The sequence below is a fragment of the Porticoccaceae bacterium LTM1 genome, from assembly GCA_030252795.1.
Taxonomy (GTDB): Bacteria; Pseudomonadota; Gammaproteobacteria; order Pseudomonadales; family Porticoccaceae; genus SCSIO-12696.
The window spans coordinates 1,233,977-1,250,752 of record CP127080.1; the positions used below are offsets into that span (position 1 = coordinate 1,233,977).

The 16,776-nt window shown below is 47.1% G+C and carries 9 protein-coding genes; 6 read left to right on the plus strand and 3 right to left on the minus strand.

The features are described from left to right. The first annotated feature begins 104 nt into the window (after window positions 1-104). Window positions 105-3,071 carry a TonB-dependent receptor gene (locus QP938_05360; protein WIO75337.1) on the plus strand — a complete coding sequence of 989 codons (2,967 nt, stop codon included), beginning with the start codon at window positions 105-107 and terminating at the stop codon, window positions 3,069-3,071. Between the two features lie 86 nt (window positions 3,072-3,157). After that, window positions 3,158-4,387 carry an AhpC/TSA family protein gene (locus QP938_05365; protein ID WIO75338.1) on the plus strand — a complete coding sequence of 410 codons (1,230 nt, stop codon included), beginning with the start codon at window positions 3,158-3,160 and terminating at the stop codon, window positions 4,385-4,387. A 109-nt stretch (window positions 4,388-4,496) separates the two neighbouring features. On the opposite strand, the gene QP938_05370 is transcribed toward QP938_05365, so the two are convergent. Next, window positions 4,497-5,189, minus strand: coding sequence for an SDR family oxidoreductase (locus tag QP938_05370; protein ID WIO75339.1), 693 nt, complete (start codon window positions 5,187-5,189; stop codon window positions 4,497-4,499). Window positions 5,190-5,290: 101 nt separating this feature from the next. Then, entirely contained in the window at window positions 5,291-5,857 is a 567-nt protein-coding gene (locus QP938_05375) for an RNA polymerase sigma factor (protein WIO75340.1), read from the minus strand. A gap of 237 nt (window positions 5,858-6,094) precedes the next feature. On the opposite strand from QP938_05375, the gene QP938_05380 reads away from it, so the two are divergent. The 3 genes from QP938_05380 (at window position 6,095) to QP938_05390 (ending at window position 11,766) form a co-directional block, all read left to right on the plus strand. Then, window positions 6,095-7,141 carry a FecR domain-containing protein gene (locus QP938_05380; protein WIO75341.1) on the plus strand — a complete coding sequence of 349 codons (1,047 nt, stop codon included), beginning with the start codon at window positions 6,095-6,097 and terminating at the stop codon, window positions 7,139-7,141. A 242-nt stretch (window positions 7,142-7,383) separates the two neighbouring features. Beyond that, on the plus strand, window positions 7,384-10,377 hold the full coding sequence (locus tag QP938_05385) for a TonB-dependent receptor (GenBank protein WIO75342.1): 2,994 nt from the start codon (window positions 7,384-7,386) through the stop codon (window positions 10,375-10,377). A gap of 111 nt (window positions 10,378-10,488) precedes the next feature. Beyond that, window positions 10,489-11,766 carry a TlpA disulfide reductase family protein gene (locus QP938_05390; protein ID WIO75343.1) on the plus strand — a complete coding sequence of 426 codons (1,278 nt, stop codon included), beginning with the start codon at window positions 10,489-10,491 and terminating at the stop codon, window positions 11,764-11,766. A 221-nt stretch (window positions 11,767-11,987) separates the two neighbouring features. Here QP938_05390 and QP938_05395 read toward each other — a convergent pair whose 3' ends face one another. Continuing rightward, a complete protein-coding gene (locus QP938_05395) occupies window positions 11,988-13,502 on the minus strand; it encodes a tryptophan 7-halogenase (GenBank protein ID WIO75344.1) in 1,515 nt (504 codons plus the stop codon). Between the two features lie 129 nt (window positions 13,503-13,631). On the opposite strand from QP938_05395, the gene QP938_05400 reads away from it, so the two are divergent. Then, window positions 13,632-16,652 carry a TonB-dependent receptor gene (locus QP938_05400; GenBank protein WIO75345.1) on the plus strand — a complete coding sequence of 1,007 codons (3,021 nt, stop codon included), beginning with the start codon at window positions 13,632-13,634 and terminating at the stop codon, window positions 16,650-16,652. The last annotated feature ends 124 nt before the right edge of the window (window positions 16,653-16,776 follow it).

Sequence of the window (16,776 nt, forward strand, 5' to 3'; positions counted from 1 at the left end):
TGGAAATAAAAAAAATTGGTAGGGTGTTTTCGATCTGGCGCGCTATGAGATTAGTCAATCGAAAAAAATTGACATAATCCAAGTGAATTATGGTGAGGTAGGTAATGTTAAAGAATCGTCGAGAATTCCCTAGAAAGAGATTGATGGCAGGTGCGGTAGCTGCGACCTGTATTTCAATGTCTGCACTTTCATTTGCTGGTGATAAACCTCTGAATCTGGATATTGAGGGTAACTACGCAAATGTCACATTGATTGAGCTGGCTGAAAAAGCTGGTGTTCAAATTATAGTTCCTGAGTCCATCGCCAAGAAAACCTGGCTGAAAGGTGTTAAGGGTGATTATGATTTGGTGGAAGCTCTTAATGCCATGCTGCTAGGCAGCAATCTGAAGTACAGCTTTACATCTGACGATACAATTCTTGTCACAGAGTCAGAAGAAGGCAGTGAGGAGAAAGCCGAAAAAAAGGACCAAAAAGTTGAAGAAGTTGTTGTAACCGGCAGTCGCATCAGAAATGTGGCGCCAACTTCTCCCGTAATAGTGATTACACGTGAAGATATTGATAGACAGGGTCTGTCAACAGCAGAAGATATTGTCCGTTCTTTGCCTCAGAACTTTTCTTCAGTGAATATGGCAACCACTCTGTCAGAAGCGGGTCGGGACCGCGATACCCCCTACGGAGCAGAGGGTCACTCTTTTGCCAACCTGCGAGGACTGGGTAGCAATGCCACTTTGATCCTGATTAATGGTCGACGTACAGCATCTGCTGCTTCTTATGAGGATGGACGAGTAAACCTCGGTAACATCCCGGTTGGTGCAATTGAGCGTGTAGAGGTGTTGTTGGATGGTGCGTCAGCAATTTATGGCGCTGATGCGCTGGGTGGTGTGATCAACTTTATCCTTCAGAAAGAATATTCTGGTTCCAAGACCACTGTTCGCTATGAAACTTCCGCCAATGCGGCACGCCATTACTCCATTGATCAACATCTTGGTTTTGGCTGGGACAGTGGCAATGCGCTGGTATCTTTGGGTTTTCAGGAGCGTTCAAGTACCTCTGCTTACAAGGCCGGTTATGACAGCTATGATTTTACGGACAGAGGTGGTCGGAATTATTTGTCATCAAATCTCTATTGGGCTTATAACACCAGGGGTAACGTCAGGGGGGCTGATGGCACCCATTACGGATCCTTGCCCGTTGGTCATGATGGTGTCGACTGGACAATTGATGATTTGAGTATTGATAACGTCGAAAAATATGACCGCGCAAAATATTCTCCAGCGGGTAGTGTCAGCTCTGAAACCACCAGTTTTAATTTCAATGTTGAACAGGATTTAGGTCTGGGGGTCTCCCTATTCATGGATGGTGGATATTCTGAATCGGCCACTGCTGCAACTCAGGGTGCGTCTGCAATGTACCTAAGGGTGCCAACAACAAACCCGTTCAATAATACCGGTGAAGACCTGGTAGTTCTTTATCTAAACCAGAATGAAATCAGCTCAGGTCTTATCGATTATTCAAGTTACAGGAATACCTACAAGACCTATAACCTGACCACGGGGTTGAAAGTGGATTTGTGGGGGGATTGGCAGGCGAGTGGTGAAGTGGCCGCCAGTCGCTCCACAGCAGACATAGGCAGCTCTGGAACGCTTATTCCTGAGGAGGCTATTGCCGGGGTGGATGAAGAAGGAAATCGCATTCCCGCCTTCAACCCTTTTGGTGATCAGTTAGCCCATGAAGATGGATTCGACTTTTCTCAATATGCGTTTAACACCACCTACAGAAGTTCCGGAAATGATATGTTGCGTGGCACTGTCCATGCTGATGGTAGTGTGATGCAAATTGCGGGTGGTGATATCAAGTTGGCAGTGGGTGCTACGTATCGTCCGGAAGAATTAGATCTGTCGGACGATCAAACTCGTCAAAACGTTTATAAAGCCAATATGACAACCTGGAAACAGGAAGTGTATGGTTACTTTTTTGAAAGCTCCATACCGCTTATCAGCAGTGAAAACAGTAAGTCATGGGCAGACTCTTTGTTGTTAACAGTTGCTGGTCGATATGACGAATATGAATACAGTGGTTATTTTGACAGTGAAACTGAAAAAACAGACAAAAGCTACAGCCGTTTCAGTCCGAAATTTGGGGTTCTCTGGGAGCCTACCGATACTGTTAAAGTGCGCGCTTCCTGGTCAGAATCTTTCAGGGCACCTGACTTGAGAACCCTTTTTGAAGGGGAGACCGATTGGAGGACAGAAGAAGAAGTTCTTGATCCAAGAACGGGCGAATATGTGTTGGTACCATTTTTCCGTGGCGGTAACCCTAATATTAAACCGGAAACTTCGGTTACTCTCAGCGGTGGTATTGAATGGTCACCCAGTTTTGTACCGGGCCTGACTGTTTCCAGTACTTACACTAAAATCGATTGGACCGATAAAATTGGTTTGGGGCGCCCTTGGTATCCCTATATTCGAAATAATGTAGATGCATTCCCGGATGTGTTTATCCGCGATGAAAACGGTGTTCTGGTCAAGGTAAAACAGGTCAATGTGAACCTGGCCCTGAGGCTTGTTGAGAATGTTGATATCTCTGCTCGATATGAAATGGATACCGATTACGGTTATTTCATAGCCGAATTGGCGGGAACCGTAAACTTGACTGACGAAGAGCAGGCATTTGAGAACACCCCGGTTACAGAGCGTATTGAGACTGACCTTGGGCCAGACAAAGTAAACTACAACGTACGATTTGGTTGGGATAAAGGCAGTTACGGTGCCAACCTTTACTATCGCTACTCTAGTGGATACAGCAATGTAAACAGAACGGGTGGTCAGTGGGTATACGATGGTTCCTGGGTATTTACACCCAACCCGCCAGAGGCAGTTGAACACTGGTCTACCTGGGATCTGACCGGCTACTGGGATATGGGTAAGGGTGTTCGCATCAATGCGGGTGTTCGCAACCTGCTGAACAATAAATTCCCATTCTTTGATGCTGGTCGTGGCTATGATGGCTCCAGAGTGGATACCCGTGGTCGGGTCATGTACATGGATGTCACCAAAGAGTTTAACTTCTAGTTTATTCATCCATCTTTAACTCTTTAGGGGGAGGTAAAACTCCCCCATTTTTATCTTTAATTTCAATTCCTGTTTTCGAGGTAGTTATGGCGTTTTTTAAGTCTTCTATGAAAATTCCGGCTCTGGTTGCCGCTCTTTTGCTTGGCGCAGGCGGCTTTCTTTATGCTTCAACCACTGGGCAAGAAATGGTTGTAGAGGGAGATATTTCCGGACTTTCTAATCAAAAAATCTATATGAAGCTCTATAAGGAAGACCGTAAGCCTGTAGATTTCCTGGTGGCAGATATAGTGGATGGGAAGTTTATCTTCAATGGTAAAGTTGAGAATCCCCCTGCAATGGTTAGCTTTCATTTTGATGACCCCTCCATAAGATGCAGGGGGCAGTTTTTGATTGATAATTCCAAGATCCGTATGACATCAGAGGCAGGGGTGTCTGTAAATAAGAAGTGGACACACGTAAAGATATTGGAGTTTTCTGGTTCTAAAAGTAATGAAACCTACCAATTGTTCAATGATGAGATTAAAGGTGAGTTCTATAATCGTCGTGTAGAAATCAACAATAAAATTGGCGATATGAACTACGATTGGGAAACGCCTAAAGAGCAGTGGTCAGATGAGGATCAAGAGAGTTATAAAGCTCTACGTGCTGAATACGAGCAGGTAGACCAGGATGAAATTGCACGTCTTGAAAAATTGTCCAATGAGAAGTCTGATGAATTGTTGGGATTGATGGCTTTTTCCAGTCTTAGTGGAAAGAAGTCTTTTTCCAATGAGAGTGACCTGCAAAAATCAATTGATGGTCTTGGTAAAGAAGTTAGGGAGAGTCAGTTAGGTAAATACTATTTTGCTCGGATCAGGGCGGAAATAGAGCGTAAAAGGCTTGCTTCGGAAGTAACCGCAGGGAATAGCTTCAAAGATTTTACTCAAAAAGATGTTGATGGAAAGCTTGTGAAGGCCAGTAACCTCCTCAAGCCGGGAAGACTTCTGTTTATCGATTTCTGGGCGTCCTGGTGTGGCCCTTGTCGAGCTGAAAACCCACATGTATTGGCAGCTTACGAAAAATATCACGATAAGGGCTTTGATGTTTTGGCAGTATCATTGGATGACAGTCGTGAAGCCTGGTTGGAAGCGATTGAAGAAGATGGCATGCCCTGGATTCATGTGTCCGACCTGAAAGGGTTCGAGAATGCAGCGGCAACAATGTATGGTGTTAATGGCATACCCTCAAATTACCTTTTGAATGAGAAAGGGGAGATCGTTGCGACCCAGTTGAGGGGAGAGCGACTGCACGATAAGTTGGCTGAACTGCTGGACTAATCGAGTAGATAAGTTGGAGTCTTCGTATGCCTCTCCTTTCTGCAAGGGAGAGGCATAATTTTTTATGGCGGTGTTCAATAGGGGAACCCTATAATGAAAAGCCTGCAGGCTACCAGGGAATTTCACTGCCGTCGTAATTGATGAACTGACCCGACTGTTCCATTTTCAAATTATCAAGAACAGCTTTGAGGCCGCTGGCACTCTGTTGAGTATTAATGAGTGCATTTGGTCCACCCATATCAGTCAGTACCCAACCCGGATGCAATACCACGGCTTTGATGCCCAATCCTGATGCATCTATAGACAGGCTCTTCATCGCCTGATTTACAGCGGTTTTAGATGATCGGTACATGTAGTTACTGCCAGATTGATTGTCTTCAATGCTGCCAACCTTGCTGCTGATGGTTGCGATGGTTTTTTTATCGCTGGATGCAACCTGGTCTAAAAATACCTGTGCCATCAACAGTGGCCCAATGGTATTTACCTTGAATACTTCCAGCCATTGATCACTGGTGATGCTACCGAGTTTATTTCCAGAGCCACCATAAATGCCGGCATTATTCAGAAGTACATCAATCGACTTGCCTTTGAGCTCCTCGGCCAGTTGTTTGATACTTTGTTCATTGCCCACATCCACGGAGTGGATGGATAACATGGTGTTGTCTGACTGGAGTTGCTTGAGCTCATCAGCCTGGTCAGGCTGACGGCAGCAGGCCAAGACATTCCAGCCTCCTTCAAGGTACTGGCGAGTCAGCTCAAGTCCGATTCCCCGGTTTGCTCCGGTTATTAATAAAGTTGGCATATCGAACCCTTCCTGCTTTTGATGGATTGCGCTGGCATCCAAACTGGTAGGTTTGAATGGTCTGTTATTTATTTGGAAATTGATTGCCTGAGTGTCTGAGCCTACAGCAGGTCTTTGAGTTCACTATAGCTGTAACGCAAAGCTCTCAGCACATACTTGCGTACCATGCTCTCGGATATCCCCAGGTGCTCGGCAACTTCTGGGTAGCTATGGCCCTGTACTTTGTGCATATAAAAGGCTATTCGGCACTTTGGAGGTAGCTCCTGCAGAATATTATTTAACAGCTTCAGTATCTGCCTGCCGGATTCCGTCTGTTCGGGGGAAGGGGTAGCGCCATACGCAAAAGAGTCGCTCTCAATCTCTGTTGATTCCACTTCCGGGCTTCTCTGCTTCCTGCGGAAGCGGTCAATCGCGATGTTGCTGGCGATTCTCTGAAGATAGGAGCGCAGGTAACTGTGGGTGTTGGGTTCGTCCAGCTTGAGCAGGCGGACAAATGCTTCCTGGACAACTTCCTCAGCGTCGGCTTCGGAAACACCGAATTTCATGACATGACGAAGCATCCACACTCGATGCTGAGTGTAGAGTCGCGTGTAGTATGCGGCTTTATTTTTGTCGCCATGCTCCTCATTAGAGGAGAGCATTTGCGCAAACTGCTCTTCAGATGCCATGTTTGGTAAACTTATTTAAGTGCTGCTAGATTAGCTCAATAGCATCGAATTTGGCAATCGTGACCAATTTTTATCTATGGTTCCGGGTTAAGTGATCAAAGTATTCCCAAAATCCCCACCATCTTCGTTACTGAGGTAAGTAGACAGGATTGGTGCCTGTTCGTGTTTTGAGCAAATCTTCGTATAATGGCGCTCGTCCCGCAATTGTCGGGGTTACTACAGCTTCTTGGAATCATGATGAAAGCGACTACAGAGACAAACAGGGAAGACCACATTGAGGAGGCCGCCGCAGAGTGGGTGTTGCGCTTCAGTGAAGGTAGTTTGACCGATGAGACTATGGAACAGTGGAAAACCTGGATGGAGGCCCATCCGGATCATCGTCGCGTGTACGAAAAAATGTCCATGCTATGGGGAATGGCCGATGAGCTTGATGCCATTGGCATGGATAATGTTTCTGATTCTGCCGCTCAGCAAAAACCATCGATTGAGAAAGGACCTTCCTGGATCGAGAGGTTTCGTGGGTGGTTTACCGGCCCACGAGTTGCAATGGTTTCCTCTGTAGCCCTTGCCGCTACCGTAGCCCTGGTATTTGTCCCTTTCGAAAAAGATCCGATTGAGGCTTCCAAGCTTGAGATGGTGGCTGGAATGAGCACCCCTAAGGGCGAGCATCGGCAGGTAGAGCTTCCTGATGGCACTGATCTGGAGTTGGGCGCTGATTCCGAGTTGCGTTTTGCCTACAGCGATACTGAACGACGAGTTATCCTGAAGCGGGGAGAAGCGCTATTTAATGTCGCCAGCGATCCCAACAGGCCGTTTATTGTTGATACCGGTGTGGGTGAATACCAGGCTCTGGGTACCGCCTATAATGTGCGTCTCAGTGCTCAAGGCTCAACCTTGACCGTGTTGGAAGGTATGGTTCAAGCCAGTGTGAGTACACCGGATGCCGATTATAACGGGTTCACACCACCGAGATTGATTGCCGGTGAGGGTCTGTCCATCACCACTGATGGCCATATGGGTGAGGTTTACAAGGTAGATCTCAATGCTGTAGCCAGTTGGCGAGAAGGGCTGTTTTCTTATGTTGATGCACCGCTAAAAGAAGTTTTCTCGGACTTGAACCGCTATTCAGAACAGAAGCTGGAGCTGGATGCTGAAGCAGGTGAGCTGCGCTACACCGGAACCATTCATAAAGACAGAATAGAGGGTGCGATCTCTGCGCTTCCTGATGTCTTTCCAGTAAGGGTTATCCGTTTGGGTAATCGTATTTTGGTCAGGGCTAAATAACCTTAGCCCTGGCACTTCCCTCAAGACAGTAATTCTTCTGTCAGTTTCCTGATCTCTACTTTATTGATTGTGTTGGGTATCTTCACGTGGAGTGCCTGCATATCTGGTTATTTCACGCTAATAATAAATTAGAAAATAATTTAAAAAAAATTCCCAAAATCTTTCTCCCATTCGTATTTAAGAGTTGAACAGGAAATTTACATTCTGTTCGAACTTCAAGTAAACAACGAGGGGGGTTCCAAATGAACCACGACTTACAATCAAAAGATATTAATGCGTTTGCTGGTCTGAAGTTACAGCGCGCGATTCGTCAGGCAAGCATGAAGCTTGCTGCCACCACTTTGGTTGTGGCAAGTGCTGGTGTTATGGCTGCTGACGTGAAAGATACTGAGAAGAAAGAAGAAGTTCAAAAAGAGGTTGAAGAACTGGTTGTTACCGGTAGCCGGGTAGCGCGCAATCCGTCAGAAATGGCGGGTCAGGTGCAGATCTATGATGAGGCATATATCGAGGCCAGTGGTGAAACCACTTTGGAGCGTTTTTTAAGACGTCTGCCCCAGAATATTAATGGCACTTCGGATTTTGCTGGTTCCAGTCTTAATGGTGGCAGAAACCTGACCGGCGCATCTACTGCAAACCTGCGTGGGTTAGGAAGCAATGCAACACTAATTTTGGTGGATGGTCGTCGTATAGGTAGTGATGGCTTTTTAGGTGGTGTTACTGATATCAGTGGCATACCTATGTCACGTGTTGAACGCATCGAAGTAGTCCTGGATGGTGCATCGGCAGTTTATGGTTCAGATGCAGTAGGTGGTGTTATCAACATCATCACTAAAAAGGACTATCAGGGAGTAACAGCTGCTCTTGATTACACTATGCCAAGTAATGGTGGCTTCGATGAATATAAATTCAGTGTAAATGGTGGCATGAGCTGGGAAAGTGGTAATTTCCAGGGAAATTACCAGTACTACAAACATTCTGGTTTAGAGGCAACTGATAGCCAATTGGCACTCTCTGATCAGCCGGGAACCATAAATACGGCCAACCCACCTAGGCCTGGCTTTATTGGCATGGGTCTTGCCAACGGTGCAATGTTTTACACTGCCAACGGTAACAATATTACTGTTGCAGAGTGGAATGCACTGGATCCTATAGATCAAGCTATGTATACCGCAGTATCAGCGGCCTCTTTCCCTGTGGATTTTGATAATAACAGCGATATCAATGATATTGTTAATCACGGCATAATTGATAATACGGCGACAGGTAATGGCTCTGCTGATGCTGGTCGTTTAATGCTGCCGAAGCGTGATAGCCACACCTTTGGATTCTCGTTGACTCAAGACCTGTCAGATACAATTACACTGTCTTCAGCTTTGAGTTATGAGAAAAGGGATTCTGTTTCTGGTGGTGGGGTTCCTTCGGTTTCTTATCGAGTGGATGATGGTAACCCCTATAACCCATTTGGTGCCGACTTCACTTACATGGTTTTATTGCCAGATGTGCCAATTAGTTACAGCACAGCAGAGTCAGACCGCTGGAATTTTAACCTGGGATTAAATGGCAACCTTGGCCAGAACTGGACGTGGAATGTCGATACAACTTACAACAAAAGTAAATCAGATGCCTCTATAGCCCCACGTTTGGATACCGGTACGGTGGCCAATGGATTCGCATCAGATGGCGTTACTCCTAAATCCCTGAATGTTCCAGCAGGTTCTGCGCCTCCCGGGGATGACTGTACGCTGACAAATGCGAACGTTTGGGGACGCGACTACTACAGTTGTGCGCCTGCCGATCCAATTAATCCATTTAGCAACCTCAGCGGCTATATGCTGCCTCCGGAATTTGCCAGCAATAGCAATGAACTCTCTATTGTGACCGGTAATTTGCGCGGTTCCCTTTTCAACCTGCCAGCCGGTCCGGTAACTGTTGCGACAGGTTTTGAGTGGCAGCGTAAGCAGCTGACTTCCGCTTCTGAATTCCAGGTTGATATCAGTGGCCCGATTGGTCGTGACCCATACAGTGCTGAAGTAGGGCGGGATGTTCGCTCTGCATTTGTTGAAGGTCTGGTGCCATTAATTGGCGAGGACATGGGAATCACTGCAGTTCAATCCCTTGATTTGTCAATTAGTGGTCGTTATGACGAGTACTACAACACTAAAGCGGATCGTGACTACACCATCAGTGGAGAAGATGTTGACCTGACTAATGATCCGTTCAATGAGCTGAAAGATCCTGGTGGTGACAGTACCTGGGGTGCTGGTTTGATCTGGACCCTGAATGATCAGGTTCGAGTCAAAGTAAATACTCAGCAGGCCTTCGTTGCACCGCAATTAAACCAGCTGATTCGTCTGACCAACCCGGATGCTGATATTGGTTTTGCCTTCGTATTTATTGAAAATCCAGATGGCAGCTTGAGTTTTCAAAGTGTGGATGCCATCGCAGGTGGCAACCCGTCTCTGGAAAACCAGACATCAGACTCTCGCAGTATCGGCCTTGAGTTAACTCCTGATTTCTTGCCGGGATTAACGCTCACAGCTACGCACCACCAGACTGATTACATCAATATGATTACCGTGTTGAACAGTAATGGTGCGATTGTTGATCTGGATAATCTCCCAAGTGATATCGTTAAGCAGCCGGATGGCACGTATCTGATGGATACTCGTTATATTAATGCTGCATCGGTTGAGCATGAAGGTGTTGACTACAAGTTGCGATACAACTGGAGCAACGGCATGGGTGATTTTTACCTGGATGCTGGTTTGTCTCACGTGACTCGTCACGAAATGAAAAGAGACGTTGGTGATCAGGCGCTTGATGTTGTGGGTGCCAGTACTGAATCAACCTTCCAGGTCGTTCCCAAGTACAAGAGCAATATCCAGTTCACCTGGTCTTATCATGGGTTTAACACTTCTCTGGACCTGAGTCGTACCAGTGATACCAAGCAAATTTCCATGCTTGGAGATGAACCTAACTTTATTACCACAACCAGAGCGCCAGAGCTTTTGAACATGACTATTGGTTACGATGTTGATCAAGGTGACATGTTCAATACACCAGACTGGATGTCAGGTGCGAAGGTAGTTCTTGGTATCCAGAACCTGACAAATCAGTTCAGTGAAACCGAAGTCTTTGATGTTGACTCTGGCACAACTGAAGTTAGAAGTGCCAACGCCCAGACAGCTATTGGTCGGGGTCGTGTGTTTAACCTGACACTGAAAAAAGAGTTTTAATTTTTGATGTTTATTTGGCCAGTATTGCATTAGCAATGCTGGCCATTTTTAGGAGAGAGCGGGGCGAACTCCTATTTATCGATTCGCCCTGAAATTTAGGAGTAGTTAGCTATGAAAAAACTGAAAACAACAATCCTGTCATGCCTGATTGGCATTGTGGCAGTGAATGCTGAAGCAGGTGAAAAATTTGTTATTACCGGTGATATGTCATCTGTATATAAAAGCGGTGATATGGTGATTTGGTCACCGGAAAAAAAGAAGAGCAAAAAAGAAGCTGATGGTAAGAGCGCAGCTAAACCAGCGGCAGCCATGACTATGGGCAGTTCCATGTCGATGAGTTCGGCATCCAGTGGCAGCCAGTCCATGAGGGACAATCTTAATATTCTGGCTGAAGGCAAGCTGGTAGATGGCAAGTTTCGCATTGAGGGTGAAGTGGACAATGTGCAACAGGTCTACTTCTATGTGCTTGATGCCGTAGGTGAGGACGGCAGCAAAAGAGCGCCAACAAAAGGTCAGGGCTTTATTCTGGAGCCAGGTGAGCTGACTATGGCTCCATATAATGCTGGCTTTAGCAAATTTGCAGTAAGCGGCGGTAAATACAATGACGCAGTGTATAACTCCTGGAGAATGTCAGAGGAATACAAAGCGGCAGCGGCTGAGATGAAGCGCCTGTACACTGAAGTTGCTGGTGAGACCGAAGAAGAGAAGCGTACTCGTCTGGATAAGGCTTCGGAAGCGCAAAGCAAAATGTTTGACCTGGAAGCTGAAGGTCGTAACAAGGTAGCTACGACTCATCCGGATGTTTTGGCTCGTAAACTTGCCATCCAGACTGCTTGGTTGGGTGGGCGCTGGATGCTTGATGCGGCATATACCATTCGCGAAATGGCCCCTGAAGACAAGTGGGTTAATGAGTACATTGCCAGTCAGGAAGCCTATTACGCCAAGCGCGCCAAGAACGATCAAATTGGTCGTATTGGCAGTGGCATCAAAGACTTCGATGCTGAAACCCTGGAAGGAAAAGTTATTTCCCTGAAAGATGTTCGCAGCAAGAATAAATATGTGTTGTTGGAGTTCTGGGCTTCATGGTGTGGTCCTTGCCGCGCAGAGATTCCTCACATGAAAAAAGCCTATGAGAAGTATCACGATAAAGGTTTTGAGATTTTCTCATTCACCATTGATGATGATAAAGACGCTTGGGAAACAGCCTCTGGTGAAGAAAACCTGCCTTGGATCGATACCGGACACGGCAGCGAAAGTGAACCCAAAAAGCTGTATGAGGTAATGGGAGTTCCTGCCAATTACCTGGTTGATGGTGAAACAGGCGAAGTGATTGCCCGAAACCTGCGCGGTCATAAGCTGGATGAAAAATTAAAAGAATTGCTGGACTAAAAGGTTGTTGTAAAACGTTTTTAACGCCGTAGTGGAAACGCAGATAGTTTTTAAACAACCTGCTAATACCTACCTCTTTGGCCACTCTTTGCAGGGTGGCCTTTTTTGTGTTTGGAAAAAAATACTAGAGTAGCCCGGATGTCGCGAAGCGAAATCCGGGATATGTAGATGTCAGTAAATGACCTCCCGGATTACGCGTTTCCTTATCAGGACAATGGGGCTTACTTTTCCTGGCTCAGTTGGCTCAGGTACTCACGCTGATCATGAAATTGTTCAGCCAGTTTCTGGCAAATTAATCGAGCCTGGTCTGCTTTCAGGGTGATCTGGTTTGATAAAGTCGATTTGTGATTAAACCGACCTTTACCTGCCAGCAGGCAATACCAGGATGTACGAGGGAAGATCAGGTTATTTGTCAGCTGTTGAAGGATGTAGTCAAAATTGGAGTTGGAGTCGTCCCAGGCAGCCAGAATACTGTTAAGTGTATCAGAGGTATTTGAGCTTTCTCTGTTGGCTTTCCAGTAATCAGAGTCACTACGCGTATTAAGCTTGTAGTGAAGCGCAATGTAATCTCTTACTCCATCAAAAGAACGATTTATATCTTCGTTGTAAGCTTTTTGTGTTTCGATCGACAGTCCGGATTTTTGCAGCTTGTCGATAAAGAGATTGAGTGAAAACAGGGTAAAAGAAATTGCTGTAGCCTCTAAAGGCTCGACAAAGCCTTGTGCGAGCCCAATAGCAATGCAGTTATGGTTCCAGGGTGCTTCAACCCTGCCTATGCGCATCTTCAGGTGCCTGGCTGGTGCATCTTTTGAGCTTGCTCCCAAATGATTGCGTAACTCCTGCTCAGCTTGATCTGCTGACGTAAATGCCGAGGAGTAGACATAGCCATTTCCATTTCGGCTCGTCAGAGGGATCTTCCAGGCCCAACCATTGCTCAATGCAGTGGCAGTAGTTTCCGAAGGCAGCTTATTAGCTTCTATAGGAGTGGGAATAGCGATGGCACTGTCATTAAACAGGCAGTCATCAAATGGCAGGAAAGGGACATTTAAAACTTTATTTATCAGCAGTCCGGAGAATCCCGAACAGTCAATAAACAGGTCTCCTGCAATAGCCCCATGGGTTGAGGTAATCAGGGCTTCGATATCTCCGCACTCTTTTCGGGTAACCTCCGAAACGGTATCAACAATATGCTTTACGCCCTTACCAATGGCCTTTTCTTTCAAAAAATTACCCAACAACCCGGCATCAAAATGATATGAGTAATCATGGTTCAGATTTGAAGGGGTTTTGGTATGCGGTGCTTTACCCGTTCTTGCCAGCTCCGATGAGAGGAAGAAATCTCTGGCATTAACGTCAGCGGCTATGCCAGCTCGCCGTAAGTGGCAGTTACGCAAAAAATGTTGACCGATTGAACTGTCATGCTGTGAAAAAAAGGGGTGGGAATAGTGTATGTACTCCGGCTCTTCACACCAGTTGTAAAAACTGATGCCACATTTATAGGTTGCGTTACAGGCAGGCATCCACTCGCTTTCTGGGATATTCAGCTTTCGAAACAGTTCAACAAAATAAGGTGTTGAACCCTCACCAACACCTACTGTACCTATACTGCTGGACTCAATCAGGGTAATGTTGGATGTGTCGCCAAATTCATGTGCGAACAGGTTGGCCGCCATCCATCCGGCAGTACCTCCACCGAGGATGACGATATGGTCACCGATCGACTCTTTTGGCATCATGACAATTCTCCAAGGGCATTCGTAAATACAAACGAATAAGGAGACGATTTTGGGAATAGGATGTAGCAGCAGGCTCCAAGATAATAGTTAGCAGTAGTCCAGATGCGACTGTTTCGGGATAGGGACTATATGTTTCGAAAAATACAGAAAACCTGCAGAACAGTTGGGCTCGGTATGGCCTTGCTCTGTGCAGCCAATTACAGCCTGTCCTCGGACTTGTCTGAGAAAATTACATTTAATGTTGCTGCCCAACCCCTGGAAAAGGCGCTAGTCGAATTGTCCCGGCAGGCAGCAGTCCAGTTGGTAATGCGGGCTCGAATTGATGAAGGCAGCATGGCGCCAGCTCTAACCGGAGAATATACGCTTTCAGAGGCGCTTGATGCGTTGTTGGGTGAATCCGGTTTTGTATATTCGATAAAGGAAGACGGTACGCTGATTGTCCGAAAGGGCCAAAGCTTCAAAATGATGCGCATACAGCAGGGGCCTCAGCCAGAGGAGATAGTGGTAACCGGCACCCGCCTTGAACAGTCTTTCGAGCAACTTGCTGCCCATATCCTTGTGCTTGGCCAGGAGGAAATTCAGGCTACCGGTGAGGCAACTCTCGAGCGTGTATTGAGGCAGCTTCCTCAAAATATCAATAGTGTTACTGGGGTCGCTGCGGCATTTGGCAGTGACTTTAACAGTGCCCAAAATGTCACCTCCGCCTCGAGCGTTAACCTCAGGGGGCTAGGGGATGAGTCGACACTGGTGCTTGTTAATGGCATGCGAATTGGCAAAGCCGGGCTGCTGGGCGGAGTCTCTGATGTGTCCGGTATACCACTTCACGCGGTCGAGCGCATTGAAGTGTTACTGGATGGTGCCTCTTCCATCTATGGTTCGGATGCTGTGGGTGGGGTGGTCAATATAGTTCTTCGCGAAGATTATGAAGGTGCCAATGCTGCCATTCGATATGGGCGTCCATGGCAGGGCGGGTTTGAAGAGTTGTTGGCTGATATTGACGGGGGGCTTAGCTGGGAGAGTGGACAGCTAAGCGCCAACTTTGAGTACTACCAAACCACCGAGTTGGACGGTGGTGAGCGGGAGGGGCGGTTAACCACCAGTCGTTCGGCTAACTCGCCAGCTAATCTGTCAAATAGCACCCTTGGGGAGCCTCTTTTTTACCGCGTGGGTGATACATTGGTGCCCAATACCGGGTCTCCACCTGCCGGAGGCATACCGGTATTCCAGGCTTCGGTACCTTCCGGGCAGGACGGGACCCAGCTGCAACTCAGTGATTTTACTACCTTCTCAACAACCCTGAATGAGTCGCCTCAGTTGGGCGTCAGTCTGATATCAGAGATATCAAGATATACCCTGGGTGGTACTTTGCGCCAGGAGGTGAACAACGAGGGTGTGGAGTTCTTTTCCCACCTGTACTACAGCGCCCAACAAACCAAAGCCAATAGTGGCGTCTCCAGTTTTTCCGGAACAGTATCCAGCCAGAATCCATACAACCCTTTCGGTGTGGCGCATGGTGTAACCGGATTGCTTCCTGTAGTGGGTGTGCAGGGGAGTGATACAGACTCTCGTCGCCTGCGTTTTTCTGCAGGTTTTAGTGGCCAGTTCAGTAATTTTGGGGTTGGTGAGCTGTGGGATTGGCAGGTGTATACCCTTGTAAATCGAACATCGCTTGATTCGGGCTTTTATAACAACCTGGACTTGGCCGAGTTAAGGCGCCGGCTGGCTGAAAGCGATCCGGACCTGGCTTTTAATCCTTATGGTGACCCGGTGGGCAGCGGTAATTTCCCGGAGGTTCTGGATGCCATTCGACTTCCTGATGAAGAGGCCACCTCAGTGAATACCGAGTTCGATGTTGAGGGTTATGTTCGCGGGTATTTGGGAGGGGCTCCCGGTGGAGATGTTCAGCTGGTCATGGGCGGGGGGTGGCGCGATGAACAGTTACGCTCTGCCAATAAGCAGATTTTCAGGGGTATCAGCTCCCCGTTCGATTCTCCTGTGGTTGGTGCCTATGACGCCTCAGTTTCCCGACAGGTGACATCCCTGTTTACCGAGGCATTGGTTCCCATAATTGGTGATGACAATAGTGTGCCGGGCATAGCGCAGCTGGATGTGTCTGCTTCCGCACGCTATGACTCCTACAGTACGGTTGGCAGTGAAGTAACCTGGCAGTTTGGCATGGTATGGAGCCCAAATTCCCAGGTTCGCGCCCGAGCCTATAGAAGTACCGCTTTCCTTGCGCCTACCCAATCGCAAGCATTATTGGAGCCGCGCCAGGAAGATGGATTCATTGCCGTGCTTCGACAGGATCCACTCAGTATTACGTTTGAACCCGCGCTTTATACCCGAGGTGGTAACCCGGATTTACAGCCGGAAGAAGCGGATACACTGAGTGTGGGGCTGGAGTGGCTGCCAGATATGGTGCCGGGTTTGTTACTGGCCGCAACCTGGCATCAGACTGAATATAACCGACGCATTATTCCGTTTCCCTCGACCTTTATTACCCTGGGCGTGGATGATGTGCAGTTTCCGGATCGAATTCATTACGATCCGGATTTCAATAATGGTGAAGGCCGTTGGGAAGTAGACAGTCGGTTTATCAATTTAGCGACTGTGGATGTAAGTGGGGTGGACTTTCTACTGCGCTACCAGTTGGAGTCTGACTACGGTAATTTTATTGCTGGCCTGAATATCGCCTATACCGATAAATTTGATGTGTTGACCAAGCCTGGAGATCCTGTTGAGAGTCTCATTGGCGAGAAAGATACCAGTGTTTTTGAAATGATCCCGCGCTATCGGGCTAATCTGCGTTTGGGGTGGAATTATCGCGGTTTGTCGATGGACTGGGATGCCAACTTTTCGAGTAACTTAAAATCCCGGAACGTTATTGGAGGAATGCTTGAGAGTGAAACACCAAGGATAATCGACGTGACTCTGTCGTATGACTTTTCTGAAGGTAGCCTTTGGGAGACACCGGCCTGGTTTAAGGATGTGAGGGTTTTGGTAGGGGTCAATAATATCGGTAATCAATTCAGTGATTTGCAGTTTGCTGGAAGTTCGGATGATATCCCGGAAGAATTGGATGGCCTGAACTTGAATGTTGCCGACCCTAGAGGGCGACTGTTCTTTATGGGGGTTGAAAAGGCGTTTTAGGGCTCTCTGTAAAGAGCTATCCGCATAATCTGGCTGTTAATTCCCAAAATTCGCTTCTGATTCGTTTATCACAATGAGCCAGCTTGATTGCTGGCGCAGTGAATAATGAGTTAAATAATTTTCA